Here is a 26,881-nt window from a genome sequence, read left to right on the forward strand (position 1 = left end):
GAAAATCTGCTTATTATGTTTGTTTTTTTGACGATTAATAATAACATACAAGGGCACTTTTTTATACATTTTTTAAGTAAATTTAATAAAATCTCTACAATGTTGTTTTCTCTAGCTTTGGATAATATTTTCTAATTTTCTACGCAGTTTTTGGTATGCAACATAATAATAACTCAACTTTCACATAATTAATTAATGCATGAAAGTTAAGTTATTAGCTATTATAGTTTATAATTTTTAGTACGTTTAATCATTTTTATATCCTAGAGCATTCATAATAATAAGGGCTGTTTCTTCAATAGCAATTTTGCTTACATCAATAACTTTACACTTGAGCTTTCTCATTACTTTATCTGAAAACTCCAATTCTTCGAGTATTCTAGCATCATTATAATATTGAATATTATTATAAATTGCCGTATACTCATCTAACCTTTTCTTTCGAATATCAATTAATCGTAGCGGATCAACTGTTAATCCAAATATCTTCTTTTGTGACATATTAAATAGTTGTTCTGGAATTTCAACCTCAGGAACTAATGGTATATTCATTGCTTTAATTCCTTTGTTCGCCAGATACATACATAGTGGGGTTTTTGATGTTCTAGATAATCCCACAATTACCACATCTGCTTTTTCAATCCCACTGTTATCCTTCGCATCATCATACTTCATGGCAAATTCCATTGCCTCAATTCTCTTAAAATAAATACTATCTAATACCCTAAGTGCTCCTGGCTTATAATCTTGGTGCATATTCATCATGGATTCTACAGAATTTATGATTGGCTCAAGCAAATTAATAAGTTTAATGTTTTTTTCATAACACCTTTTAGTAAGACTCTCCATAATATCTAATGAAACTATTGTTGAAATAACAATACATGACATTGATGCTTCAAAGATTTGAACTGCATTTTCAACATCCTTCAAGCCTCTCACAAATGGTATTGTTTTTATATCCACATTATTCTTAAAATGTATTGCAACAGCTTTTGCAAGCGTTTCTGCAGTTTCCCCTACAGAATCTGAAACAGCAAAAAGTGTTATCATTTATATCTCCCCCATTTTTCATTTTTCCTCCGCACTTAGGAATAACTAAGCACTAACGATTTAATCACATTCTGTATAGTATAACATAACTAGACTTTATTCAACAATAATTGCTGTATTGTATGCCTTCTTTGCAAATAATCATTAATATATTTCATATATTGATTTTTAGAGAAAAGAAAAAAGACACTACATCTTAAAATGTAATATCTTTTTATAAATAAATCCAATACGAGTCTCTTCTTTTAGTTACTTATCCTTCTAAAGGAATTTCAGGTCCTGATAGATCCAATTGATAAAAAACTAAATCTAGCCATTTACCAAATTTAAAGCCTGCTTTTGTTATTGTACCTGAATACTTAAATCCAAACTTTTCATGAATTTTAATACTATTTTCATTTAAACTATCTATGCATGCTACTATAGTTGCATATTCATCTACACTCGCAATGTCTATTAGTTCTTTCAATAAAATCTTACCTATTCTAAGGTTCCTATAATCCTTATGAACATATATGGAATGTTCTATTGTATATTTAAAAGCTGGATAAGCTCTAAATGGTCCAAACGTAGCAAATGCAACTACCCTATTATCTTTTTCAAATACTAATAATGGATATCCATCTTGCTTCCTTTTTTCATACCATTGTATTCTATCATCAATAGTGTGAGCCTTATAATCATAAATTGCTGTTGTATTCAATATAGCATCGTTGTAAATCTCCAAAATATCCATTAAATCTTTTTTTGTTGCTTCTCTCACCATTTTTTTATTCCTTTCACAATAAACTAGTTCTTCTTATTTTAGCACCTTCAAATCTATATATGTTGCAAAAATAATTCTTCATTTCAAATTCAAGAAATTCTGTAAGAATTTCATCCATAATTGTCAATTGTACATTGTAAATTGTTAATTGCAACATATATAGATAGTTTAATTTTGACTACTAAACAATCCTGCCCCTTTTATGATTTCTTGCTCCATAAATAAACTTGAAACGGCTTCATTATAATCACTCAACTTTTGTGACTTCTTTATTTTTTTAGCATATTTTTTATTATCTGAAAATATGTAAATCATATATCCCCATAATTCTTTCATTTTAAATAATGTATTTCTATCTTCCTTAAATAATTCTACATATTCATTTAAAAGTTCATCATGAAAATCTTTTAATATTTTTTTATTTATATTAGTATTATTTTTAATTTCATTCATTAAGCCTGGATTGGATATTATCCCTCTTCCTATCATTATTGTTTTTGCTTCTGGAAAAGATTTTATTAATTTATTATTATCCTTAGTAGTGAAAATATCACCATTATAACATATTGGATTAGTGCTTAAAGCTAATGCGTCTTTGAATACCTCTAAATTGGGTTTATTTCCATAAAAATCTTTTTGAGTTCTAGGATGAATAATTAATTCTTCTATAGGATATTTATTATAAATTTTTATTAACTCATAAAATTCTTCTGAATCATCTTTTCCTATTCTAGTTTTTATAGAAATTTTCATATAATCCATTTTAAATATTTCATCTAAAAACATATCAAGTTCTTCTCTTTTAGCTAGAAATCCTGAGCCTCTATTTTTTGAAACAACTGTTCCAGCAGGACAGCCTAAATTTAAGTTAACCTCATTATAACCTAATTGTTGTAACTTACTAGAAAGTGTGATGAAACCTTCTGAATCATTAGTAAGTATTTGAGGCACTATATTCATACCTTTATTGTTTTCAGGCAAAGTATCCTTTAATTCTTTAGTATTAAAACTTCTGCTTTTATTTGGAACAATAAACGGCGTAAAGTATTTATCAATATTATGAAAATATTTTTCATAAGTATTCCTATATATATATCCTGTAATTCCTTCCATTGGTGCTAAGTAATATTTCATTTAATAACTCCTCGTATAATAAATTTTCTAAAAATATTATATCAGCCTAATCTATTCTTATCTACTTAATTTTATTTAAGAACGTGGTTTTAAGTTTTTCTGAATTCACGTTTTTTATTTTCAAAGAAATGAGATTTTTGGCTTTGCCATTTATTTGATTGTGCCTAAACAAACCACTTTATTAATGTAAGATTAATTTAATGAAACTCTTACATTAATAAAGTGGTTTTATTCATATTATTTATTTTCATTTAATAATATACTTAATTGTCTTAATCCATAAATCATCTTTTCTAATTCTTTGGGATCAGCATTTTTTATTGACTCAGATATAAAATCAGCCATAAATTCTTTTTTCATTTTACATATATCATTATTTTTTTTAAATTCTTCAGAAATTGATAAATTTACAATTCTACGATTATCTTTTGGGATCTCTCTTGTTACAACACCTTGTTTTTCTAAACGATCAACTATACCTGAAACTGTACTTTTAGTTAAATTCATATGCTCACTTAAAGATTGAAGCGTTATTGATGGCATCATATGCAAATGAAATATAACGCCTATTTGAGGTGCTGTAAAACCATATTTTTTTGCACTTTTTTCAGATTTAAAACCAATAGATTTTCTAATAATTTTAAATATTTCAATTATCTCATCCGCTTGTTTTTGAGCTAGTTCAACATTTGCACTGGATGAATCTTCTTTAAAGTTCACTATATTCACCTCCTAAATTTAAGTTTTTACACTCTTTTAGTTTTCATAAAGAAAGTTAAAATCAAAGCTACTGCTACTGCTGCTACTGTTACCATAACAGCATATTGCATTCCGTCTATAGTTGCTTGCCCCTTTATCTTTTGCATCAAGCTAGATAAAGCAGAAACTTTAGCCATGCTTTGTGACATCCCCGAATGTATATATGCACTTGTTATTGAAGTTAAGAAATCATTTGATGCTTTATTATAAACATTTATTTGTTCTGCTAATTTAGCGTAATTATAATCACCTCTCCCTTGCATTATTGTAGATATTATAGTTACAGCAAGCGCACCAGATACTTGCCTAATCGTATTATTAAGAGCTGATGCCCTTGATACTAATTCTGATTTTACAGCATTCATTCCAGCTGTACTAATTGGCATCATAGCAAGCCCGAGTCCTATTGATCTAATACAAGTAACTAATATTATATACTCTTTACTTGTATTCATATTTATAGTATTTGCAAGTTCATAAGATGTAATACCTAATATAATTAGTCCAGGTATTACAAGAGGTTTTGCACCCAACTTATCAAACAGCTTTCCACTTACAGGCATCAAAACTCCCATTACCAAGGCAGAGGGTAACATAATGACTCCTGTTTCCATAGCAGTATATCCTCTTATATTTTGCAAAAACATAGGTAATATATAAGCTGATCCCATAAGTGCCAAGGTTAAGACACTAGATATAATTAAACTTATACTAAAATCAAATAACTTAAGAATTCGCAAATCTAATAATGGATTTGGATGTGTAAGCTCATTTACTACAAATAATATAAGACTTAATATCCCAAGTGTCATTAATATTGCATTTTCCATCTTGCTCCAATCAATTGAAGAACCTTCTCCAAGCACATATAATACACTTACGAGTCCAATTGTACAAGATAAAAATCCTATTATATCAAAGGATTTAATAGGCTTTCTTTCCGAATCTTTTAATAAAATTCCTGCCATTATTACGCCGACTATCCCTATAGGAACATTTACATTGAAAATCATTCTCCAGTCCATCTTTTCGATAATAAATCCTCCGAGGGTTGGTCCTATAGCAGGCGCAGCCATAGCTGCTATTCCCCAATAACCAAGAGCTAGTCCTATTTTTTCTCTAGGGAACAAGCTATATATGATGGACATTCCTACTGGCATTATCATCCCACCGCCAAGAGCTTGGAGTATACGAAATGCTATCATAGTTCCACCACTCCAAGCAAAACCACACAATAAAGACCCTACAGAAAACATACCTAAAGCAAACATATATATTTTTTTAGATCCAAAAGTATCCTGAAGAAATCCTGTTAATGGTATAATAGCTCCGAGTGTTAATGAATAAGCTGTTATAATCCATTTAGCATCATCTAAAGGCATTCCAAAAACAGACATCATCTTAGGAAGAGCAATATTAACTATACTACTGTCTAGTATAGACATAAAGGTTCCTATTACAACTACACCCAAAGCTAACCAGCTATTTAATAATCCTTTATTATTCTTCTCCATGTTATCACCCACTACTTAACATGGATCTTAACAACTGCATTGGTTCCCGGAAGAATCTTGCTGTCAAAATCATTAAGTTCAATTTTTACAGCTACTCTTTGAACTACTTTTGTAAATGTTCCACTAGTTGATGCTGGTAAAATTGATAAAGCTGAATTTGAAACTTCTCCTATAGATTTAACTTTTCCAGTAAATTTTTTAGAATCATACTGATCTATAGTAATCTCAACAGGTTGGCCAGCTTTTATTTTCCCAATTTTTGTTTCTTCAATATCTGAAGTTATATATAGTTTAGTCGGATCTATTAAACTAAATACACTTTGCCCTGCTGACAAAAGCTCTCCAACCGTTCCTTGTTTTTTTACAACTACACCATCAATAGGTGACCTCATCAAAGATTGTTCAACACTTGTATCTGGGAGCCCATTCATATCTTGACGAGCTAATATTTCATTTTTAGTAACTGTATCGCCTTCTGTCACATTAAGTTCTAATAATTTGCCTGAAATTTGCGGAGTTGCACTAACTATATCTGCACTAACTCTTGCATCCTCAGTTGAAACATAATATGCATTTTCATACCAATAATAAAAAACTATCCCACCTAATGCTACTACAATCGTTATTAAAATTCCAATTATTAATATTTTACGTTTTTCCTTCATAGAATTCACCTCTCTCCTATTCCTTTAATCCAACTTCTGCAAACATACCAGGTTTCAATTGTGAATTTGGATCTAACAAACTTACTTTAACTAAAATATTTCTACTTTGAGAATTTAATTTTGAATTTATAACAGTTATCTTCCCTTCAAATTCTACATTTTCTACTTCTGATACTTTAACAACTACATCTTGTCCTTCTTTGAGCTGATTTACAATATCTAATGGCGCATAAGCATTTACGCATAAAGCATTAGGATTAGATATTGATGCAAGAGTTGCACCTGGAGACGCCATTTCACCAACATTAATACTTTTAGCATTTACTACACCTGATATTGGTGATGTAATAATTCCATTACTTAATGATGTTTGTGCAGTTTTTAAAGCTGCTTCAGCTTGTTCTACTTGAGCCTTATATACATCTACACTCGTAGTTGTTGGTCCATTTTTCAATATATCAAACTGTTCCTGTGCTGATTTTTGTTGCGACTCTGCTGCCACAAGTTGTTGCTCTGCAGTCTCAAGTTGTTGCGTTGTATTTGCCTCTGCCTCAACTAAAGTTTTTGTACGTTCATAATTCTTTTTTGAAACTTCATAGGTTTTATTTGCATTATCTAAAGTTGCTTGAGCCACAGCTATTTGTTCAGGACGTGTACTGCTCGTAGCATTAGTTAAAGTTGCATTTGCAGTATTTACTGCTGCTTGAGCTTGATCCACTTGTGCTTGCAAATCTTTAGTATCTAATTTAATAATAGTATCTCCTTGATTCACATTTGAACCAATATCAACTAATACTTCTGAAACTCTTGCAGAAATCTTTGAAGCTATATTTACTTGATCATTTGCTTCAACTTTTCCAGCCATTATGTATTTATTTCTAGATTGCATTTCTGTATTTTTAGTAGCTTGTACATTATCGCTAACACTTGCACTGTTAGTTGAACTACATCCACTTAACATCATTGCTACAACTAAACAAACTAACATAGTTTTTTTCATATTACCCCTCCACACATAAATCATTCTTGTACTTATTGTTCGTGTACTAACAATGCTTATTATACAACTAATATTTTTCATATTCAAGGATATTTTTCTACAAATTTATATTTTTTTTTTGAAATCCTTATCATCATTATATTCCACTCACATCTTCTTAACCTGTATATTTTCTATTGCTTATTGGTAATATTTTGTATTAATTCAAAAGAATTGTTTTAAAATTTTTTATACATTAAAAGAGTATTAACTATGTAAAAGGGAATTTAGGCACAATCAAAAAATAACAAGTCAATATGCAATGATATTTGACTTGTTATTTTATTTCATATAACTTATTCTATGTTTATAATTTTATTAAGTTTAATGTTTTTAGTTTATTAATACATTAAAGTATACTTTATTACCTTCACACTCTGCCCATAACTCTCCTTCATGTAATTCCACAATGCTTTTAGCAATTGAAAGTCCAATACCAGAGCCACCGGTTTGATTATTTCTTGATTCATCAGCTCTATAAAACATATCAAAAATTTTATTCAACTCTTCTTCTTTTATAGGATTACCTTCATTTCTAATACTTACCATTGCTCCATTTTCAGCTTTAGAAATCTTTATATTTATGTTACTTTTCTTATTACTATACCTTATAGCATTCGAAATTATATTTTCAAAAACTCTTACCATTTTTGTTGGATCTACATTTACATTTAAATCTTCATTTGGTGCTTCTAATAAAATATTCAAATCATTTTGGTTGCAGACAATCATCATCCCCTCTACAACTTGTCTCATAAATTCATTTAATGAAATAATCACCTTTTCAAGTTTAATATCGCAAGATGTAAGCTTTGTATATTCAAAAAGATCATTTATTAACTCTTCTAATCTATTAGATTTATTATCAATTATATCTATATACTTATTTAACTCATCTTTCTCTTTATAATTCTCTTTTATTAATTTTATATAACCAATAATTGATGTTAAAGGCGTTCTTAAATCATGAGATACACTTACTATAAGTCTGTCTTTATTTTTTTCAATTTCTTTTTCTCGCTCTTTCAAATTCATTAGTTTTTCAGTCATATAATTTATATTTTTCCCAAGAATAGATAACTCATCTCGCCCCTTCACTTCAACTCTATAATTTAAATTCCCTTTTGATATTTCTACAAGTCCTTTTGACAGACTATTTATATACTTTACTTTTCCATAAGTTAATAATAAAAATAACACTACAAATATTACTATTTCTAAAGGAAAAAGATTTGAATTATCTCCCTTGTACAAAACATTTGAAACTACAACATATCTATCCTCCCCTAATAATTTTATGTCATAATAAATAATATTATTTTTATCAAAATTAGACTTATATTGCTGATTTAAAATTTTATTTATATCAAACTGCTTTATACCATTATTTTCAGGACTAAATAGAACTTTTCCTTGTTTATCAACTATAAATACTTTGAATTTAATTGTATCTCTGCTTACAATACCTTGAAGTTTTTCGTCATTGTTTATGTTTTCATCTATTTCTTCATATATTTCTTTACAATTATAAGTGAAATTTCTTATTTGACCTGAGTAGTCTGTTTGTTTACTTCTCCAACTATCATTTATAATAAGAGTAATTACTATACTAAAAATTAAAGATACTAAAAAGATAAAAAGAAATGTAGCTCTAATCCCACCAAAATTTTTACCCTTCAATTTTATATCCAACTCCCCATACTGTTTTTATATACTTAGGATGTTTAACATTATCACCAAGTTTTTCTCTTATATTTTTTATATGAGTCATTATAGTAGAATCTGATTCATAAAACTCCTCATTCCACACACTTTCATAAATCTTTCTACTACTAAAGACCACATTTTTATTTTCTGCTAACAGTTTTAATATCTCAAATTCCTTACTTGTAAACTTTATTTCATTCTCTCCTATTGTAACTTGATGTGTATTTGAATTTATAACTAAATCATCAATTACTATTTCATCATTTTTAGGAAGTGTCGTGGTCCTAAGATATCTTCTAAGTTGAGCTTTTACTCTTACTACAAGTTCTAAAGGATTAAATGGCTTGGCTATATAATCATCAGCACCAGTAATTATGCCTAAAATTTTATCATTATCTTCTCTCTTTGCTGAAAGCATTATAATAGGTACATCTAAATATTCTCTTATGTTTTTACAAACTTGTATTCCATCAATATTAGGCAACATAATATCAAGGATAATAAGATGGATTGTATCTTTCTTTGCTATCTTCAAAGCTTCCAGTCCATCTTCTGCCATGATTACATTGTACCCTTCATTTCTTAAATATATTTCTATAAGCTCTCTAATTTCCTTTTCATCGTCAACTACCAATATAGTAGGTTTTACCACTTAATATTCCTCCTTAAGGCACGTAAATGTGTCTAATATTGTGAGTATATAATTATTGCCATCATCATTAAGGTAGATATTAGACTTTCTCTTACCTTAAGCTTGTCTTTCCTTATAACTAAAAGTGTTATACTTTCACATATTAAAATCATTACAATAAAAATTATTATAGGATTTAAATTTTCAAGCCCTTTGATAATATTACTACGAACTGCTACACCAATAAACCCTACTAATACATAAAACATTAATTTCAGAAATTCCTTAATAGCAACTTTAAATAAACTCATTTTATCTTTAACGCTGGCTTTATTAAAGAACAAATAATAAATTATGAAGAAAATTACAAACCACACCATAGTTCTCAAAATTAAATGTTCAAAATTAGCTAAAAATATATTAGAAAAACTCTTCTCAAACTTACTGTCTTCTGTATTATTTATTAATTTTTCAATCTTTTCTTGACTTGTATTATTCGTTAATATTTCAACAGATTTACTACTTATACCTTCTATTTGGGCAAATTCCCGAGTATCTTTAACCCCTTTATTTTTATCTCTATACGCAATTATTTTTTCTGCATCATTTTTACTTAAACCTTTTAGTTTAATTAAATCTTCTTTATCACAGGTATTTATATTAAATAGATAAAATGGATTTTTATTTCCTCCAAATTGATCAAAAATATAGCTACTATGTTGCTCTTCACTGATGCACCATATTTCCGGAGCACATTCTTCTGTAAAATCGTAGCCTGTACTATCTTTAAAATCCTTCAATACTCTTTCTGTGTCTTGTGGATATTCTTCTATATATCCTTTAACAAATTGTATAAACTGAGGTCTATTATCTTTATTTAAGTATTGGTTAAAAATCTTAAAAACTTTAGCATATCTTTCATTTAAGTCTCCATTATCAGTTGTTATAAGTTTGATAAAGAAATTAGAAACCACTATTTCTGTAGATACACTCTGTTCCAAACTTCTCATCTTAGTCTTATCTTGAGAAATTCCCATATTTCTATATAGAATTGATTTCTCAGGTTCTATAAAATCATAACTTAGATTCTTGTACTTACCACCCCCATTTAGCCCTAATTCATTCCTCTTCAGATTTTCATAATTTTGTTGCCAAAATGGTGATATTTCCCTATAATAGTCTAATCTTAATGGAAGATAAAAATCCCTATTTCCTCTATCCACCAATGTTTTGGTATTATTTTTAATTCTTTCCATGTTGAAATAAATTCCATCCTTAATTTGTTTATTTTCTTCATACATTCTTGAAATAACTTCAAAATGTTCTCCAAAGCCCTCATTAAATGCAATATTATAGTCTGTAATTATATTAGAATAATGTAGTCCTTCATTATAATTCGAAATCATTTCATAATACTTCTCCTCATCTGCACTTTTATAACTATTATTATATGTGGTAATTCCATATAATACATGACCCATTTCATGCGGTAAAAGCTGCGTTATAGATTCAAGGGTATCATAATTTTTCAATTGCCCAATACGAAGCTCAATATAAGGCGACTTTGTCTTATCATAAAGTTCTCCATTCTTTTTTAGATAAAAACCAATATTACCAAAGCATCCAGAATCTTCACGAAAAGCAAAATACATATCTTGGCTTTTTAAATTAGAATATTTCTGTGCTTGTCCATAAAGTTCAACTGATTTCTTTATAAAAGATTTATTGTAAATATCCATAAATAATTTATCATCATCTGCAAGTTCATAAACAGGGAATCCATCCTTAGTTTCATCTGTTCCTTTAAGTACTATTACATTAGGTTTTTCTGTTGAAATTTCTTTTGCTAATACATTTTCTTTTGTTACAAAAGATATTATGCATAATGCAAAAATTAAAATAAAAATATACTTCTTCATAATTCACTCCTTTAATTTTATTGATATACAAAATATACGACACATCTTTGATATATTATTTTTCTCCATATGCCTTATTCAAGTTACATTCCTTGGTTTAATTGTAAAAAATATATATCAGAAAAATATGGAGCAAATCTGAAGAATTTCTGAAGAAATTTATATAATTCCTTATTTAGAGGCTCTTATTACTATTTTTCTATATTTTTAACTTCACTATTTAACTATATAATTTGATTATAATTTAGTACACTCTCATTTCCACTTACCATGTCCTTTATCTTTATTTCACCACTTGCAACTTCGTCTTCCCCAATTAATATTACCTTTGGTATCCCTAGTTTATTAGCATAATTTAATTTTTTCTTTAGCTTATCATCCTCTAAGTAAATCTCTACTTTCTTGCCATTATCCTGTAGTTTCCTACATAGCTCTCCACAATATTTTAGTGTATTTCCAATAGGTATGATTAAATAATCTACTGACCTTTTTATTTCATAGTTATCTATAAAACCCATTTCTTTTAAAACAAAGAATAACCTTGTAAGTCCTATGGATATGCCAACTCCAGGTAAAATGTTATCAGTATAATTTTGAGCTAAATTATCATATCTTCCTCCTGAACAAATAGATCCATAACTTTCATTTCCTGTTAGAAATGTTTCAAATACTGTTCCTGTATAATAGTCCAGCCCCCTTATAATTTGTAAATTTATTATATACTCATCATCTTCTACACCTAAAATTGATAACATATCTCTTACTTTTTTAAGCTCTTCTATCCCAACTTCTAGCTCTTTCCCTTTTAATTCCAACTCCTTTAACTTAGTTATTATTTCATCATTGCTTCCTTTTATATTCATAACTTCATTTACGAAATTGCTTTTTTCATTACCTACTAATTCATTAAGAGATTTAGTAAATACTTCTGGACCTATCTTTTCATACTTATCTATTAAAGTCATTGTCTCAGCTATTTCTATAACTCCTATTTCTTTTAATATTGATGATAATATTTTTCTATTGCTTATTTGAAATTTATAATCTTTTAATCCAATAGATTTAAATCCTTTTGATACCATACTTATTACTAATGCATCATTATTTATGCTTAGTTTATTGCTTCCTATTATATCTACATCGCATTGATAAAATTCTCTATATCGCCCTCTTTGATTTCTTTCACCTCTATATACCTTTCCAACTTGATATCTTTTAAAAGGAAAAGTTAATTCATTAAAATATTGAGCTACAAATCTTGCAGCTGGTACTGTTAAATCAAATCTCAATGTTAAATCATTACTTCCTCTTTTAAAACTATAAACTTGCTTTTCTGTTTCTCCTGCTGTTTTTGCAAGCAATACTTCTGATTTTTCTATTACTGGTGTATCCATTGGTAAACATCCATTTTCTTCGTAAACTGTAGTAATCTTTTTTACTATGTCATTAAATATTTGTTGTTCCTTTGGTAGTAGTTCCATAAATCCTGGTAATATACTTGGTTGTATTTTATAATTCTTCATAATTCATCTCTCCTAATATCTCGTTTAATATAAGTCAAACGGATTGTTTTTAATTTCCAAAGTTATTTTATATGCAAAAAAACCATGCTGGCATATATCCCGCATGGTTTAACAAATTATGATTACATCTAATTCATCATCACAAGCAAGATACAAGCCTACAAACATAGACCTGTATCTGCTTTTAAACAAACCAAGTCTTGCTAGTGATGATGATGTATGAAATTTACTATTTTCATATTAAATGCTTTCATAATATTCCTCCTTGAATTTAATTGTTATTATTATACATTATAGAACTTTTGTTTTCAATGATAATTGTAATTTAAATAATTATTTATTAACTATTACTATTATCTACTAGAAATATTGTCTACAATCTTTCTTATAAGTTTTAATAATTCTTCTCTTTCTTCATAAGTGTCAAGAGAAATCATTATCTTTCCATAAACTTCTTCTTCAAATCTAATATGCTCATCTTGCGCTATTTTACCTTTTTCAGTAAGTTCTAATTTATAAGATCGTCTATCCCTTTTACTAATAGCTCTAACAATCAAATTACGCTTTTCTAATCTATCAATTATACTAGTTAATGTACTTTTAGGAAGCTTTAACACTTCTAAAATATCTTTTATAATAACCTCTTCCTTTTCAGAAATAATTCTGATTATTGCAATCTCATTAGTACTTAATTCTTGTATATTAGAATATTTTGATTCTATATCTTCATAATTAGATTCTACTAACATACGATGCCATAATTTATTTAATTCATCCACTTGTCCTTTACACTTTTTATCCATATTGTCACTCCAAAATCCATTTTCATTATTGTTTATTTTTTATTTTAGCATTGATTGCGAAACTCTTACAGTTAATCATTTTAAATTCAAATGGTACAAAACCACATTTTATTAAAATCTCCTCAATTTCTCTCTTAGAATATAATCTATAATCACCTTTATTAGATCTTTTAAAGTTTAAATTTATTAATTGTCTAATAATTACTGGTGCTGTTGGATCTCCAATAATTAATGTTCCATCACTCTTTAGCATTCTTTTCATTTCTGATAAAACCTTTTCTGGATTTGGATAATGATGAAATGATGCATTACATACAATCACATCAAAAGAATTATTTTCCCAAGGCATACACTCTGAATCACCAACTTTTAATTCAGCTTTATTCCCAATATTTTTCTTAGCTGTTTCTATCATATTTTCTGATATGTCTAATCCATATAACTTCAAGTCTTCATTTGAACTTAACTTAATCAATACATTTCCAGTCCCACATCCAACATCTAATAATTTTTTAGGCTTTGCACTAATTATCCTATTAATAATTTCACCATACATTGGTGCTACAAATTTTCCATCACCTTTTTCATCATAAATTTCAGCTTGCTTATTATAATTTATTTTTGAATTTTCCTTAAAAATATTTTTCTTAATTTCCATATAAATCCCTCCATTAAATAATAGTTCCACATTCGTACTATACTTTCATAGTACTACTCTTGTAATTCAAATTCAACTGTTTTTTTGATAAACTGCTTAAATACAAAATTAACCAAAGTACTTACAAATGTCACAAGCGCAATAATCATTATATAGACAATATTTACATATACAGATTTAAGTTCAAAATTATCAACCCTAGTAAATATATACACAAAAAAAACCGTACTGTTAATTTTCACAGTACGGTAGTGTTTTCTATTATTAATAATTTCATAACTATTTTAGAAATAAACTTTTATTTAGTTAAATTTGTTCCTTTCTAGTGATTTATCAAATATTTTTCTGCTTCATATATGCTAACTGCGCCATCAGCTGCTGCTGTTAATACTTGTCTAACCGATTTTGTACGAATATCTCCAATTGCAAATATTCCATCTACACTTGTTTTGCAGCTTTCATCTGCAATAATATACCCTTGTTTATTTAAATCAACTAAACCTTTAACAAGATCTGTTGATGGGCTACTTCCAACTGCTACAAAAAGACCATTCATTTCCAATTCAATTATTTTATTTTCCTTAGTATTTGTAACTTGTATTCCATTTAAATTTCCTTCTCCATTAAGTTTTGTAACTGTGCTATTCCAAAGTATTTCTACATTTTCAGTACTAAACAGTTTTTCTTGTGCAACTTTATTAGCTGTTAGAGAATCGCTTCTACTAATCAAATAAACTTTCTCAGCTATTCTTGAAAGATGGAGTGCATCTTCTACAGCTGTGTCTCCACCACCTACAACAGATACTACTTTATTTCTAAAAAATCCACCGTCACAAGTAGCACAATATGATATTCCTCTTCCACCTAATATATCTTCTCTATCAAGTCCTAACTTTCTAGGCTTAGCTCCCATTGATAAAATGACTACTTTAGTTTCATAGGTTTCAGTATCAGTTATAACCTTTTTAACATCTCCATCAAGCTGTATATCTAGAACTTCTTTATATTCCATAGTTCCACCAAACTTCTTTGCATGCTCATACATAATATTAGCAAGATCTGATCCTGTTATATCTATAAAACCCGGATAATTTTCAACTTCATTAGTAGTCACCATTTGACCACCTTGAAATTGTTTTTCAATCATTAGAGCATCTAATTGTGCTCGACCTGCATACAATGCTGCAACTAAACCTGCTGGCCCTCCGCCAATAATAATAATATCTTTCATTCTTTTCCTCTCCCTCTTTTATTTTATATATTTTATCTTAATCTATTTGATTACAAATTATTCATTAAAATTACTTTTATATTGTTTATCTAAATTTAATTTTATTAAACTATATTTTATAATCTTATCATAATGCTATAGATATAATTTGTCAATTAGTTTTTACTTTCTGTTGATAATTATTATTATTTTGTTTTACAACATTTAATAAAAATATAAATTTAAAAGGTTGGAGCTAATCTTACCGCTCCAACCTTTATTTGAATTTAATAAATATTGTATATTAGTTAATATTTCTTCTGTTATAAATTACTCATAAAAACAAACAATTGGAGTCCCTGCATCAATGTTCTTAAATATTGTACTTGCTAACTCATATGGTGAATTTATACAACCATGAGAACCATTTGTCATATATATGTTTTTCCCAAACTCTGTTCTCCAACTTGCATCATGAATTCCTATATTCCCATTAAAAGGCATCCAAAATTCAACTGGTGAACTGTAGTCCTCACCTTTTAAAGTTGCATTTTTTTCTTTATAATTTAATATATAAGTCCCAGCTGGTGTTAAAGTATTAGTACTTGCATTACCAGAAACAAAGTCTCCTTCTACAACGAGAGCACCATTTTTATAAAACCATAAATGTTGTTTCGTTAAATTAATTTCCACATATGTATTACCAATATCATTTTTATCACGTGACATTGCTTTTTGTGAATATATTGGTTCCTTAGTTATTGATTGTCCATTTTTTATGGTTTGAATTAAATCTTTCACTTCTTTAGACTTATCAACAATCCATCCATAATTACCCCCACTGACTTTTATTGTTTTTTTAGTGGTAGTAACAAAACCTCTTGTATCCTCAAATGTATTAAACATACTAGATATCTTATATACATAATTGCTAATTTTTTCTTCATCAAATGTAACTTCCATCTTATCATTAACGTGTAGCCAGTTATGTATTTTAGAACCATCTACCACTTCTGTATCATTACCTAATGAATAAGTAATTTTCAAATCTGTATACTTATCAAGTAAATCTTTAGTATCGATAACTTCTTGTGACTTTGAATTATATTGTGGCTCTTTATAACAATTTTCTGTTTCTAAATTTATTTTTGATTTTGAATTAATAATTGCATCTACTATACTGTCATGTAAAGCATCTTTATTTATTATATTCCCCTTAACTTCATCTACAATTTCATAGCCATCATCTGTATAATTAAAGCTAGCATTTTTAGGTTCAATTTTATTACTACTATCAAAGCAAGACAGCTTGTCAAAACTCTTATTTAACAATTCTTCATCATAAGTCACTACTTTAGACATTACAGGATCTTTTTTCTTAAAAAGTCCAGGAACCCATGAATTAGTATTCTGTTCATCCTTCAATTCTTTGATTTTGTTTCCATCATATTTTAAACCAATATCAATTGCTTTAATTTGTTCTTTTATATCTCCCCGTTCTTCTAATTCCAATGAATATGTATCTATTTGCGATGATAGTTCTTTTTCAACTTCCTCAACGGTTTTACCTGCAATATTAATGCCGTTAATTGTTGAACCAAAATAAAAATTATTTTTAAAATAAATTGTCATACCTAAATATATAATAATTAAAGCACAAAGAGAAATCATAATCCCTGGTACAACTTTACTGCTTTTACTATTTTTATCTCTTCTTTTTCTTCTCATTATAATAACTCCCTCCTGTATTGTATTATACTAAAAAATCAAACTTAATAATAGGTGCTTTTTCTTAAAATAACAAAAGACCAACAAAATGCTGATCTTTCTACAAATTATAATTATTTAATATGTGTGAAAAACAGAAATTTCCTTGTTGCCTCACTCAATAATAACAAATAATGGGAATTCCACCCTCAATATTATCAAATATTTTATTTGCTAACTCATATGGTGCATTTACACAACCATGAGAGCCATTTGTCCTATAGATATTTCCACCAAACTCATACCTCCAGATTGCATCATGAATTCCGATTCCTCCATTAAATGGCATCCAAAAACTTACTTGTGTACTATAATTATCGCCTTTTAAAGTTGCATCTTTTTGTTTATATTTTAATTTATATATACCTATGGGCGTTGAACAATTATTATTTACATTGCCTGTAACCACATCTCCTTGCACTACAAGAGAACCATTTTTATAAAACCATAAATGCTGTTTTGCCATATTAATTTCTACATAGGTATTCCCAATATCATTATTACCATGAGCTAGTGCAGCTTGCATGTATATTGGTTCTTTGTTTATAGTTTGCCCTTCCTTTATGATTTCAATTAATTCTTTTACTTCATCATTCTTACTAATTGACCAACCATAATCACCGCCACTAATTTTTATTGTTGTTCCTAGTGAGGTAATAAAATCTCGAGTCTTGCCAACTGTATCATATGTGCTAGAAAGTTTATCTATATAACTTTTGATTTTTTTCTCATCAAACGTAATTTCTAAATCTTCATTAGTTTCAATCCAGTTATTTATTGTAGCTCCATTTAAAACTTCTGTCTTATCTCCAAATGTATAAGTTATTTCTGAATTTATATATTTATTAAGCATATCTTTAGTATCTATAACTTCCTGGGAATTTGAAGTATATTGTGGATTTTCATAACAATTACTTGCTTCCAAATTTATTGTTTTCTCCCCTTTAAGAATTGCATCTATAACCTTATCATATAAAATCTCTTTATTGATTTTGTTTCCCGAAACTTCATCTAAAATCACATAACCTTCATCTGTATATTGAAATTTAGAATTTTGCGGTTCAATTATATTACTGCTATCAAAACAAGAGAGTTTATCCAAACATGTTTGCAATAATTCTTCATCATAGGTTACTACTTCTGATACTTTTGAATCATTTTTATCAAAAAGTGCAATAATCCATCCAAATGGATTCTGCTTATCTTTTAATTCCTTGACCTTTCCATCTGAATTATATTCTAACCCAATATCAGAACCTCTAATTTGTTCTTTTACGTTTTCTCTTTCTTCAAGTTCCAATGTATATTCCTCAACTTCCGCTGGCATTTGTTCATTTACTTCTTCCACTGTTTTCCCTGAAACATTGACACAGCTAATTGTTGATCCCAAATAAAAATGATTTGTAAAATACATTGTTATACCAACATATATAACAATTAGAGCACAAAAAGAAATTATAATGCCTCTTATAATTTTATTCCATTTACTTTTTTGTTTTTCCATAATAACGCTCTCACCCCCGTTACTATTATACCAAAATTTGGAAGGAGTTATTTGTCTTTTTAATGATTATTAAACTCTTTTATCTTCCTTTTACCTACAATATAATACTTATTGTTTCTTACTTATTTAAAAAAATATATCCTAACAAAAAATAATAGCAACAAAAAAACTTATACTAACAAATTTATAATAGCATAAGTTTTTTTTATTTTCTCACTCATATTTGCAATATCTTTATTTTATAAGTTCTTGGTTACACTTCGTGCTTTTTTTAACTGTGTATAACTTTTCTCAAAAGATTAATCTTATCTTTAAACGGTGCAAATCTAAATGAAAATTCAATATATGTTCCTCTCTCCACTACACTTTTTTCATGTGTAAATGTATCAAAACTTTTCTTTCCATGATATGAACCCATTCCACTTGTTCCGACTCCTCCAAAAGGAAGATTAGATGTTCCAACATGAAGCACCGTATCATTTATAGTAACACCTCCTGATGATGTTTCTCTTATGACCTTTTCTATATTCTTTTTTTCTTCTGAAAAATAATATAATGCTAAAGGCTTATCTCTTTTATTCACATATTTTATTACTTCATTCAAATTATTAAAAGTCATAACTGGAAATATTGGTCCAAATATTTCTTTCTTTAATACACTTGTTTCCTCTTTTACATCTGTTAAAATAGTTGGTTCAAAATATAATGTTTCCTCATCATAACTTCCACCATAATATATATTCCCATCTTTTAAATATCCAGATAATCTTTTTATTTCACGGCTACTTATTATTCTAGGATAGTCTTTACTTGCTTTAATGTTTTCTCCATATTGAAGCTTAAATTCTTTTACTATTAACTTTAAAAATTCTTCTTTAACTTCATTTTGTATAAATAAGTAATCTGGTGCAACACAAGTTTGTCCAGCATTTAATAATTTTCCCCAGACAATTCGTTTTGCTGCCTTTTCTAAATTAGCATCCTTATCTATAATACACGGACTTTTTCCACCTAATTCTAAAGTTACAGGAATCAATCTTTTTGATGATTTCTCCATTATTATTTTGCCAACCTTTATGCTCCCAGTAAAGAATATATAATCAAATTCCTGTTCTAACAATTCTTCAACACATTCTTTTCCTTCATTTGCACCCACTACTGTTACATATTCTTCATTAAAATTTTCATTTATAATCTTTTCTATTATTCTTGATGTATTTACTGTATGCTCTGAAGGTTTAATTATTGCAGTATTTCCTGCAGCTATAGCCCCTATTAAAGGAGAAATAACCAATTGAAATGGATAATTAAACGGTCCTATTATTAAAACTGTACCATACGGCTCTTTTACAATATAATTTTTGCTTGGAAAAAACATAACTGAGCTTTTAACTCTTTTTCTTTTGCTCCATTTTTCAATATTTTTTAAATGCATGTTTATTTCTTCATACAACACACCAATTTCTGTAAGATAACTTTCAAATTCAGATTTGTTCAAATCTTTTTTTAGGGCATTCATTATTTCTTGCTCATTATCCTTTATTATTCTTTTGAGCTTCATTAAATTTTGCTTTCTAAAGTTTATATTCGATTGTTCACCCTTTTGAAAATATTCCTTTTGTTTGCTCACTAATTCATTAATTTCCATAATTACTCCTTTAACATTCTAATTTATTATTATACTTGCCATGTCTAAAAATTGTTAAGCAAAATAAATATTCAACTTATCCTTCTCATATTTTGCACTTGTTATTTCTTTAGATTGAAGCTTAGTTGGCAATACAAGGCTTCTTCTTTCATTTTTAATCGATATTGTAATTTCATCACCGTTTTGTGATAGATTTAACTCATTTTTATCTACGAATGGCATATTTATACTGAGTTTATATCCATTTTCATGCTTTTTAACTGTAAATATTTTATCTTTATAAAGCACGTCCTCTGGTTTAACTTCTCTATAAATTTCATTTGCAACTTTTTGAAGCATTTCATATTTCCTAAGTTCATTATCCATTAATTCTAATTTGAAGATAGGTATGCCTTTAAAGCTATCATTAATATCTTGAATACTTTCTTTTTGAATCTTTTCCCATCTTTCAAAATAGCCCTTTAAAGATTCCTGTGGAAAAATCTTATTTATTATAATTCCATCAACATTATAATCAAAAAGATGAAGATAAGAAAAACTTCTTTTAGCTTCCTTTACAACAATTTTTTCAGGAGTAGTTACTATTCTTATACTAACTATATCCTTATTAAGCATAAGACAATGAAGTTCATCGATTTTAGAATATAGTCTTTCAATTTCATCAAATGTATCATCTGTAGGCATTGGTATTTTAATAGTAGCTTCAATAATTGGTTTTACAATCTTAGCTGCCTTTCTTTTAAAAGGAAATATTTTTTCCATCCACCATTTAAATAAATCAGGGAATTTAAGTAGCGACATAGTTTCTCCTGTAGGAGCACAATCTACTATCAAAACATCATATTTTCCATCATCATGTATTTCCTTAATCTTAATTAATGATAGTAATTCTTCAAATCCAGGAAATACTAATAATTCTTCACTTTCTATAGTTTCCTTTGATTTTAATACCATGAGTTTTTCAATATACCCCTTTAGGTTCCCCCAGGTATTCTCATTTTCTATAACAGTATCTATTTCCATTGCATAAAGATTATCGGATATTTTCAAAGGTTCATTACCTAATTTCATATCAAAGGAGTCACTTAAACTATGAGCTTGATCTGTACTCATAACTAATACTTTCTTGCCTTCACTAGCAATTTTACATGCTGTGGCAGCAGCGATGCTAGTTTTACCAACGCCACCTTTTCCTGTATATAATATTATTCTCATATTTAATCACTCCTTCCTCAATTAAAATCCACACTTATTTTTTTGATATTTTTATTAGTTGTATTTGTTTCATTATCTATATCACATTTACTTTTATTAGTATTTGTGTTTTGCATATCTTCTTTTATAATTTCAATTGCTACATTTTTTATAAGATCAAATGCTTCCTTTTGAAAAGAATCTATTCTATTCTTAATAGTCTCCGGCATTATTTCTTTAATAGCTTCGTACTCAAGTTTCTTAGCTTTTATCATCTTTTTAACAAACTCTTTATTCATAAAAACACCCCTTATTCAAAAATGATACTTAATTTTTCATCTTCTAACTTTGCAGATGAAATTGAATATTTTCTTATTACATTAGGTATAGGAATATTTCTCTTGAAATTTCCTATTTTTATAATGATGTCTGTACCAGACTCTAATAAATCAAAGTCAGTTTTATCAGCAAAAGGTATATAAATCTCAAGGCGATACCCATTTTCTATCTTTTCAAAAGTCTCATTTGGTGTTGTTTTGAGAACTTCAAATAAATGTTCATCAGTTAGAGAATCTTTTGCAATTCTATCTAATCCCTCAATTCCATTTATATCAACCTCATACCACTTTATTTTATATGTAGGAATACTTCCAAATACACAATTTAGTTCATCTAAATAATCATTTTGGAGCTGTTTCCATTTATCAAAAAAACTATTTTCTATATCTTGAGGAATTATTCTATTAATATATAATCCATCAACATTGAAATTATATAAATTTAAATACATATAACTTCTCTTACTTTCCTCTACAACCATTTTTTCTGGTATTGTGACAATTCTAATGCTACATACATCTTTGTTTTTTAAAAGTTCTTGTAAACTACCAAGTTTAACATATAACTTTTCAACATCATTCATGGCAATTTCATCTGGCATCTCAAGCTTAAATGCTATTTTAGAAATTGGTCTTAACACTTTTAAAGCTATCTTTTCTATTGGAAATAATTTTTCCATATACCAAGAAAGAAGTTCTGGAAATTTTAATAAAGATAAGGTTTCTCCTGTTGGAGCACAATCAACAATTATTAAATCATATATATTTTTATCATATAGTTCTTTAATCTTAATTAATGAAAATAATTCTTCAATGCCAGGAAACACAACTATATCTTCTAGACTCTCAGAACTTTCTTCATCTAAGTTTGGAATCATATTTTTAAATGCTTTAGAAATACTTCCATAATGCTTATCCATTTCATGATTTGGATCTATTTCTAAGGCATAAAGATTATTTATGACCTCTACAGGCTCTTCCTTTATTTTCTTTTCAAATATATCACTTAAATTGTGAGCCATATCTGTACTTACAATTAATGTTTTTTTGCCTCCCTTAGCAGCCTTAACTGCATGTGCTGCAGCAGTACTTGTTTTTCCCACTCCACCTTTTCCTGTGAAAATAATAATTCTACCCATAATAGCCCTCCTTAATTCGCTTTACGATTAGTTCTCCTCTCGAAGTACTTTTTATATAAAAAGTGGCATTGCCACTTTAATAAATGTTTCAAATCTTGATTGATTTATTATTCAATTATTATTCTTTTAACTTTTTTAACTGGTTTCTCTTCATCTTCAGACCTATCCATACCCATTTTTAATGTATGAATCACCTTATTAACTATACTTATAGCAACACTTTTCTCCTCTTCAGTTAAGGAACTATATACTTTCTTAACATAATACTCAATTTGCTTTTTCTCATCCCTTATGAATTCTTGACCATTTTGAGTTAGGTTAATCATTACTATTCTCTTATCTTCAGTATCTCTTGTTCTTTCAACTATCATCTTTTTTTCTAATCTAGTAATTACACCAGTCGCAGTATTTAAAGGAGCATTAATATATTCAGCAACTTCACTCATATTTACTTTATTTTTTCTATATATAAGTAACATTGCTAATATTTCATTCTTAGAATAATCTAAAAAAACACTACTCCATTGATCTGGGAATAATAAGAATTTGAATTCATCTATATATTTGAAAATTATTGATTCAATATTGAAATCTTTATTAGTTGTCATGACAGTTCTCCTTTATATAGTTCTCTTCTCGAAGTATATTTTCATTCTATGCTCGAAGTATATTTTTGTCAACTGCTTTATTAAAAACTTTCTTTCTAAAGTTTACTAATATATTTATAATTTAATCATCCTTAGTAACAATATACATCTGCTGATCTGCTTGTATACCTGCAAAAACAACATCTTTTATATTATTAATATTTCTTGCTTTTAATTGTGCAATAACCCAATCTTCATCTTTTTGAATTTGCTGTAGGTGGGAAGATAAAATATTTCCATCTAAAATCAAATCCACCATCATACCAGTTTTGGGTTTTATAATATTCATATCTTCTATAGTTAATGTGGTATGTTCAGATTTCTTTAAAACACTAAGTTTACCATCTGGTTCTAATATTGCTATTTCAACCTCTGTAATATAAAAAATATCTTTAACTCTCAATTGCATTAATAAATCTCCAATATTATATCTTGCTTTCTTCATGTTTTTGTAAATAACTTTCCCTTTATCTATTATTAATAGTGGCTCGCTATCTATTAGTAATCTTAATTTAATATTTTTTAACGTTATTTCTGAAATCAATATTGTAAGAACACTCCATATAATAATACAAAAGATACCCTCATATATATCAACATTTTTTTCCACTGACGCTGTTGATGCAATAGAACCTATTGTTATTCCAACCACATAATCAAAGTAGGTTAGTTGGGAGATTTGCTTTCTTCCCATAATTCTTGCAAAAAGAACCAAAGTAAAATAAGTAACAACTGACCTAATAAAGAGAATTAAATATTCATTCATATAAACACTTCCTTATCAGCTAATACTTATATTATTTCCTTTTTATATTATTTTAATAACAATAAGCAACCATTCCTAGTAAATTGGTTTTTGCAAATTAATTTTTCCTTCAAATTTTTTTCAGGATTATCAGGTTATTAACTGTTCTTATGTCAGCCTTATTTATTCTACAATTGTTAATAACAAATTTGAAACATCAATATTCTTTTCTTTGTTATAAATTACCTCCGAATAAATTGAACTATTTGTAATTATTATTAATGTTGTTGTTTCATACCCACTATTCTTTATTAAATTTAAATCAAATTCTAATAATGGTGTACCTACTTCAATTGAATCACCGTTACTCACTAATGATTTAAAACCTTTTCCATTTAACATTACTGTATCAATACCAATATGAATTAATAATTCCATACCATCATCACATTGAATACAAAATGCATGTTTAGTAGGAAATATAGAAACTACTTTTCCTTTTACAGGTGAAAATAATTTTCCTTCATCAGGAATAATAGCAATTCCTTGCCCCATACACCCTGTACTAAATGTTTGGTCTGATACTTTTGATAATTCTAAAATTTCTCCTTTTAATGGACTAAGTATGGGAAATTGTTTTTTCCCATCTTCTCTTAATGGTAATGTATACTGATTTTTATTTGAATCGTCATTTTTATTGAGAATTTTACTAAATATTTCTTTTATTTTGAACATATTTTCTTTCACCTCAATTTTTTGTAATTTTGGGTGCCCCTCATTAAAGGTCTTTATTTTTATGTTTCATACTTTTATGCAAATGATTATGAAAATAAGCTACTATTTTGAAATTACTTTATAAAAGCTATAGATTCATATGGTTTTAAAGTAAATCTTAATTTTAAATTTCTTTCTTCATAATTTGTGATAATACATTTATATTTTTCCAAGTCTTGAATATCTAACTCAATCTCTACTTCTCTTCCATAAAAATTATTTAATACAATTAAATATTCATCCTTGTATTCCCTTTTATAAGCAAATACAGATTCATTATCTTCTAACATCGGTAGGTAGTTACCATAAGCTATAACATCATATTGTTTTCTTAATGAAATTAGCTTTTTATAATGATATAAAATAGAACTTTTATCTTTAATGCCATTCTCTACATTGATATCCGTATAATTATCATTTATACTTAGCCATGGTTTTCCTTGACTAAATCCAGCATTTTTAGAGCTATTCCATTGCATTGGCGTTCTAGAATTATCTCTTGAGCGTTCTTGTAAAACCTTGTATATTTCATCTTCATTTATCTCTTGTTCTTTTAATATTTTAAAATAGTTTAAACTCTCTACATCCACATATTGATTTATATCTGTAAAATATGCATTTGTCATTCCTATTTCTTCACCTTGATATATATATGGTGTTCCTCTTAAAAGATGAATCATTGTTGCTAACATTTTAGCAGACTCTTTATGATATTCTTTATCATTTCCAAATCTTGAAACTATACGGGGTTGATCATGATTACACCAAAAATTTGCATTCCATCCATTTCCATCTTGCATCCCCAATTGCCAATCATTTAATATTTTCTTCAGATTATCAAAGTTACATACCTGTAATTCCCACTTATTTTGGTTTTTATAATCAACTTTTACATGATGAAAATTAAATACCATTGATAACTCTTTTTCTTTTGGATTGGAATATCCTATGCAATTTTCAATAGAAGTTGATGACATTTCACCTACTGTTATAATATCATCATATTTTCCATATGTGTTTTCATTAAGTTCTTTAATATATTCATGTATCTTAGGGCCATCTGTATAAAATCTTCTACCATCACCATCTAAGTCATTTTCAAACTTTTCTGGTTTTGAAATTAAGTTTATAACATCAAATCTTAATCCCTTAACGCCCTTTTCTATCCAATAGTTGACTATGGAATAAATCTCTTTTCTTACTTCTTCATTATCCCAATTTAGATCAGCTTGAGTTCTATCAAAAAGATGTAGGTAATACTCCTCAAACTTATCTATGTATTCCCATGCAGTACCTCCAAATTTAGATTTCCAATTTGTAGGTAGTTCATTATTTACTGCTTCTTTAAAAATATAGAATTCCTTATATTTTTCTTCACCGTCTAATGCTTTTTTGAACCAATTATGTTCAGTTGATGTATGATTAAAAACCATATCCAACATAATATATATATTTCTTGCTTTAGCTTCCACAACTAATTTTTCAAAGTCTTCTAACGTCCCAAAGCTTGGATCTATATTGTAATAATCAGCAATATCATATCCATTATCTACTTGAGGTGAAGGATAGAAAGGAGTAATCCATATATAATCTATACCTAAATTTTTTAAATAATCTAATTTTTCTATTACTCCGTTTAAATCTCCAAATCCATCACCGTTTGTATCATAAAATGATTTAGGATATATTTGATAAACAGTACTTTTCTTAAAATCCTTCATGGTATTCTATCCTTTCATTTTCT

At 27.8% G+C, this 26,881-nt stretch carries 24 protein-coding genes; all 24 read right to left on the reverse strand.

Annotated elements, in window-relative coordinates:
- Positions 1–246 precede the first annotated feature (246 nt).
- Positions 247–1,053 (reverse strand): pyruvate, water dikinase regulatory protein, encoded by an 807-nt coding sequence (locus psyc5s11_RS21200; protein ID WP_224034452.1) that lies wholly within the window; start codon positions 1,051–1,053, stop codon positions 247–249.
- A gap of 253 nt (positions 1,054–1,306) precedes the next feature.
- Positions 1,307–1,819 (reverse strand): GNAT family N-acetyltransferase, encoded by a 513-nt coding sequence (locus psyc5s11_RS21205; RefSeq protein ID WP_224034453.1) that lies wholly within the window; start codon positions 1,817–1,819, stop codon positions 1,307–1,309.
- A 168-nt stretch (positions 1,820–1,987) separates the two neighbouring features.
- Positions 1,988–2,953 (reverse strand): tRNA dihydrouridine synthase, encoded by a 966-nt coding sequence (locus psyc5s11_RS21210; protein WP_224034454.1) that lies wholly within the window; start codon positions 2,951–2,953, stop codon positions 1,988–1,990.
- Positions 2,954–3,190: 237 nt separating this feature from the next.
- Positions 3,191–3,673 carry a MarR family winged helix-turn-helix transcriptional regulator gene (locus tag psyc5s11_RS21215; RefSeq protein ID WP_224034455.1) on the reverse strand — a complete coding sequence of 161 codons (483 nt, stop codon included), beginning with the start codon at positions 3,671–3,673 and terminating at the stop codon, positions 3,191–3,193.
- A gap of 26 nt (positions 3,674–3,699) precedes the next feature.
- Positions 3,700–5,226 carry a DHA2 family efflux MFS transporter permease subunit gene (locus psyc5s11_RS21220; protein ID WP_224034456.1) on the reverse strand — a complete coding sequence of 509 codons (1,527 nt, stop codon included), beginning with the start codon at positions 5,224–5,226 and terminating at the stop codon, positions 3,700–3,702.
- 11 nt (positions 5,227–5,237) lie between these two features.
- Positions 5,238–5,891, reverse strand: a complete 654-nt coding sequence (locus psyc5s11_RS21225; RefSeq protein WP_224034457.1) for an HlyD family secretion protein — start codon at positions 5,889–5,891, stop codon at positions 5,238–5,240.
- A gap of 16 nt (positions 5,892–5,907) precedes the next feature.
- A complete protein-coding gene (locus psyc5s11_RS21230) occupies positions 5,908–6,891 on the reverse strand; it encodes an HlyD family secretion protein (RefSeq protein ID WP_224034458.1) in 984 nt (327 codons plus the stop codon).
- 372 nt (positions 6,892–7,263) lie between these two features.
- Positions 7,264–8,610, reverse strand: coding sequence for a sensor histidine kinase (locus psyc5s11_RS21235; RefSeq protein ID WP_224034459.1), 1,347 nt, complete (start codon positions 8,608–8,610; stop codon positions 7,264–7,266).
- Positions 8,600–9,289: a response regulator transcription factor gene (locus psyc5s11_RS21240; RefSeq protein ID WP_224034460.1), complete on the reverse strand. Its 690-nt coding sequence runs from the start codon at positions 9,287–9,289 to the stop codon at positions 8,600–8,602. The genes psyc5s11_RS21235 and psyc5s11_RS21240 overlap by 11 nt, the downstream gene beginning before the upstream one ends.
- A gap of 32 nt (positions 9,290–9,321) precedes the next feature.
- Positions 9,322–11,187 carry a ComEA family DNA-binding protein gene (locus psyc5s11_RS21245; RefSeq protein ID WP_224034461.1) on the reverse strand — a complete coding sequence of 622 codons (1,866 nt, stop codon included), beginning with the start codon at positions 11,185–11,187 and terminating at the stop codon, positions 9,322–9,324.
- A gap of 224 nt (positions 11,188–11,411) precedes the next feature.
- The gene (gene hisS, locus psyc5s11_RS21250; RefSeq protein WP_224034462.1) at positions 11,412–12,710 is read right to left on the reverse strand and encodes a histidine--tRNA ligase; all 1,299 of its coding nucleotides are present in this window, start codon (positions 12,708–12,710) and stop codon (positions 11,412–11,414) included.
- Positions 12,711–13,063: 353 nt separating this feature from the next.
- Entirely contained in the window at positions 13,064–13,513 is a 450-nt protein-coding gene (locus tag psyc5s11_RS21255; RefSeq protein ID WP_224034463.1) for a MarR family winged helix-turn-helix transcriptional regulator, read from the reverse strand.
- Positions 13,514–13,538: 25 nt separating this feature from the next.
- Complete coding sequence (locus psyc5s11_RS21260; protein ID WP_224034464.1) at positions 13,539–14,171, reverse strand: class I SAM-dependent methyltransferase; 633 nt, start codon at positions 14,169–14,171, stop codon at positions 13,539–13,541.
- Positions 14,172–14,493: 322 nt separating this feature from the next.
- On the reverse strand, positions 14,494–15,402 hold the full coding sequence (trxB, locus tag psyc5s11_RS21265; protein WP_224034465.1) for a thioredoxin-disulfide reductase: 909 nt from the start codon (positions 15,400–15,402) through the stop codon (positions 14,494–14,496).
- Positions 15,403–15,711: 309 nt separating this feature from the next.
- Positions 15,712–17,109, reverse strand: a complete 1,398-nt coding sequence (locus psyc5s11_RS21270) for a L,D-transpeptidase family protein (RefSeq protein WP_224034466.1) — start codon at positions 17,107–17,109, stop codon at positions 15,712–15,714.
- A gap of 157 nt (positions 17,110–17,266) precedes the next feature.
- Positions 17,267–18,652, reverse strand: coding sequence for a L,D-transpeptidase family protein (locus psyc5s11_RS21275; RefSeq protein WP_224034467.1), 1,386 nt, complete (start codon positions 18,650–18,652; stop codon positions 17,267–17,269).
- Positions 18,653–18,923: 271 nt separating this feature from the next.
- Positions 18,924–20,300, reverse strand: coding sequence for an aldehyde dehydrogenase (locus psyc5s11_RS21280; protein WP_224034468.1), 1,377 nt, complete (start codon positions 20,298–20,300; stop codon positions 18,924–18,926).
- A 54-nt stretch (positions 20,301–20,354) separates the two neighbouring features.
- A complete protein-coding gene (locus psyc5s11_RS21285; RefSeq protein WP_224034469.1) occupies positions 20,355–21,515 on the reverse strand; it encodes an ArsA family ATPase in 1,161 nt (386 codons plus the stop codon).
- Between the two features lie 17 nt (positions 21,516–21,532).
- Positions 21,533–21,793 carry a hypothetical protein gene (locus psyc5s11_RS21290; RefSeq protein WP_224034470.1) on the reverse strand — a complete coding sequence of 87 codons (261 nt, stop codon included), beginning with the start codon at positions 21,791–21,793 and terminating at the stop codon, positions 21,533–21,535.
- 11 nt (positions 21,794–21,804) lie between these two features.
- On the reverse strand, positions 21,805–22,971 hold the full coding sequence (locus tag psyc5s11_RS21295) for an ArsA family ATPase (RefSeq protein WP_224034471.1): 1,167 nt from the start codon (positions 22,969–22,971) through the stop codon (positions 21,805–21,807).
- Between the two features lie 107 nt (positions 22,972–23,078).
- Positions 23,079–23,579 (reverse strand): MarR family transcriptional regulator, encoded by a 501-nt coding sequence (locus tag psyc5s11_RS21300; protein WP_224034472.1) that lies wholly within the window; start codon positions 23,577–23,579, stop codon positions 23,079–23,081.
- 121 nt (positions 23,580–23,700) lie between these two features.
- Positions 23,701–24,384, reverse strand: coding sequence for a DUF421 domain-containing protein (locus psyc5s11_RS21305; RefSeq protein ID WP_224034473.1), 684 nt, complete (start codon positions 24,382–24,384; stop codon positions 23,701–23,703).
- A 162-nt stretch (positions 24,385–24,546) separates the two neighbouring features.
- Positions 24,547–25,098: a PTS sugar transporter subunit IIA gene (locus tag psyc5s11_RS21310; RefSeq protein ID WP_224034474.1), complete on the reverse strand. Its 552-nt coding sequence runs from the start codon at positions 25,096–25,098 to the stop codon at positions 24,547–24,549.
- 113 nt (positions 25,099–25,211) lie between these two features.
- Positions 25,212–26,858 carry an alpha,alpha-phosphotrehalase gene (treC, locus tag psyc5s11_RS21315; RefSeq protein ID WP_224034475.1) on the reverse strand — a complete coding sequence of 549 codons (1,647 nt, stop codon included), beginning with the start codon at positions 26,856–26,858 and terminating at the stop codon, positions 25,212–25,214.
- Between the last annotated feature and the right edge of the window lie 23 nt (positions 26,859–26,881).

The organism is Clostridium gelidum (genome assembly GCF_019977655.1).
Lineage (GTDB): Bacteria > Bacillota > Clostridia > Clostridiales > Clostridiaceae > Clostridium > Clostridium gelidum.

Coding starts and splice junctions, on each gene's coding strand:
- psyc5s11_RS21310 (WP_224034474.1), bottom strand. CDS start 25,098: ATGTTCAAAATAAAAGAAATATTTAGTAAAATTCTCAATAAAAATGAC.
- psyc5s11_RS21210 (WP_224034454.1), bottom strand. CDS start 2,953: ATGAAATATTACTTAGCACCAATGGAAGGAATTACAGGATATATATAT.
- psyc5s11_RS21260 (WP_224034464.1), bottom strand. CDS start 14,171: ATGGAAATTAAGAAAAATATTTTTAAGGAAAATTCAAAAATAAATTAT.
- psyc5s11_RS21305 (WP_224034473.1), bottom strand. CDS start 24,384: ATGAATGAATATTTAATTCTCTTTATTAGGTCAGTTGTTACTTATTTT.
- psyc5s11_RS21220 (WP_224034456.1), bottom strand. CDS start 5,226: ATGGAGAAGAATAATAAAGGATTATTAAATAGCTGGTTAGCTTTGGGT.
- psyc5s11_RS21245 (WP_224034461.1), bottom strand. CDS start 11,187: ATGAAGAAGTATATTTTTATTTTAATTTTTGCATTATGCATAATATCT.
- psyc5s11_RS21205 (WP_224034453.1), bottom strand. CDS start 1,819: ATGGTGAGAGAAGCAACAAAAAAAGATTTAATGGATATTTTGGAGATT.
- psyc5s11_RS21255 (WP_224034463.1), bottom strand. CDS start 13,513: ATGGATAAAAAGTGTAAAGGACAAGTGGATGAATTAAATAAATTATGG.
- psyc5s11_RS21225 (WP_224034457.1), bottom strand. CDS start 5,891: ATGAAGGAAAAACGTAAAATATTAATAATTGGAATTTTAATAACGATT.
- psyc5s11_RS21275 (WP_224034467.1), bottom strand. CDS start 18,652: ATGGAAAAACAAAAAAGTAAATGGAATAAAATTATAAGAGGCATTATA.
- psyc5s11_RS21285 (WP_224034469.1), bottom strand. CDS start 21,515: ATGAGAATAATATTATATACAGGAAAAGGTGGCGTTGGTAAAACTAGC.
- psyc5s11_RS21280 (WP_224034468.1), bottom strand. CDS start 20,300: ATGGAAATTAATGAATTAGTGAGCAAACAAAAGGAATATTTTCAAAAG.
- treC (WP_224034475.1), bottom strand. CDS start 26,858: ATGAAGGATTTTAAGAAAAGTACTGTTTATCAAATATATCCTAAATCA.
- trxB (WP_224034465.1), bottom strand. CDS start 15,402: ATGAAAGATATTATTATTATTGGCGGAGGGCCAGCAGGTTTAGTTGCA.
- psyc5s11_RS21295 (WP_224034471.1), bottom strand. CDS start 22,971: ATGGGTAGAATTATTATTTTCACAGGAAAAGGTGGAGTGGGAAAAACA.
- psyc5s11_RS21300 (WP_224034472.1), bottom strand. CDS start 23,579: ATGACAACTAATAAAGATTTCAATATTGAATCAATAATTTTCAAATAT.
- psyc5s11_RS21230 (WP_224034458.1), bottom strand. CDS start 6,891: ATGAAAAAAACTATGTTAGTTTGTTTAGTTGTAGCAATGATGTTAAGT.
- psyc5s11_RS21270 (WP_224034466.1), bottom strand. CDS start 17,109: ATGAGAAGAAAAAGAAGAGATAAAAATAGTAAAAGCAGTAAAGTTGTA.
- psyc5s11_RS21200 (WP_224034452.1), bottom strand. CDS start 1,053: ATGATAACACTTTTTGCTGTTTCAGATTCTGTAGGGGAAACTGCAGAA.
- psyc5s11_RS21290 (WP_224034470.1), bottom strand. CDS start 21,793: ATGAATAAAGAGTTTGTTAAAAAGATGATAAAAGCTAAGAAACTTGAG.
- hisS (WP_224034462.1), bottom strand. CDS start 12,710: ATGAAGAATTATAAAATACAACCAAGTATATTACCAGGATTTATGGAA.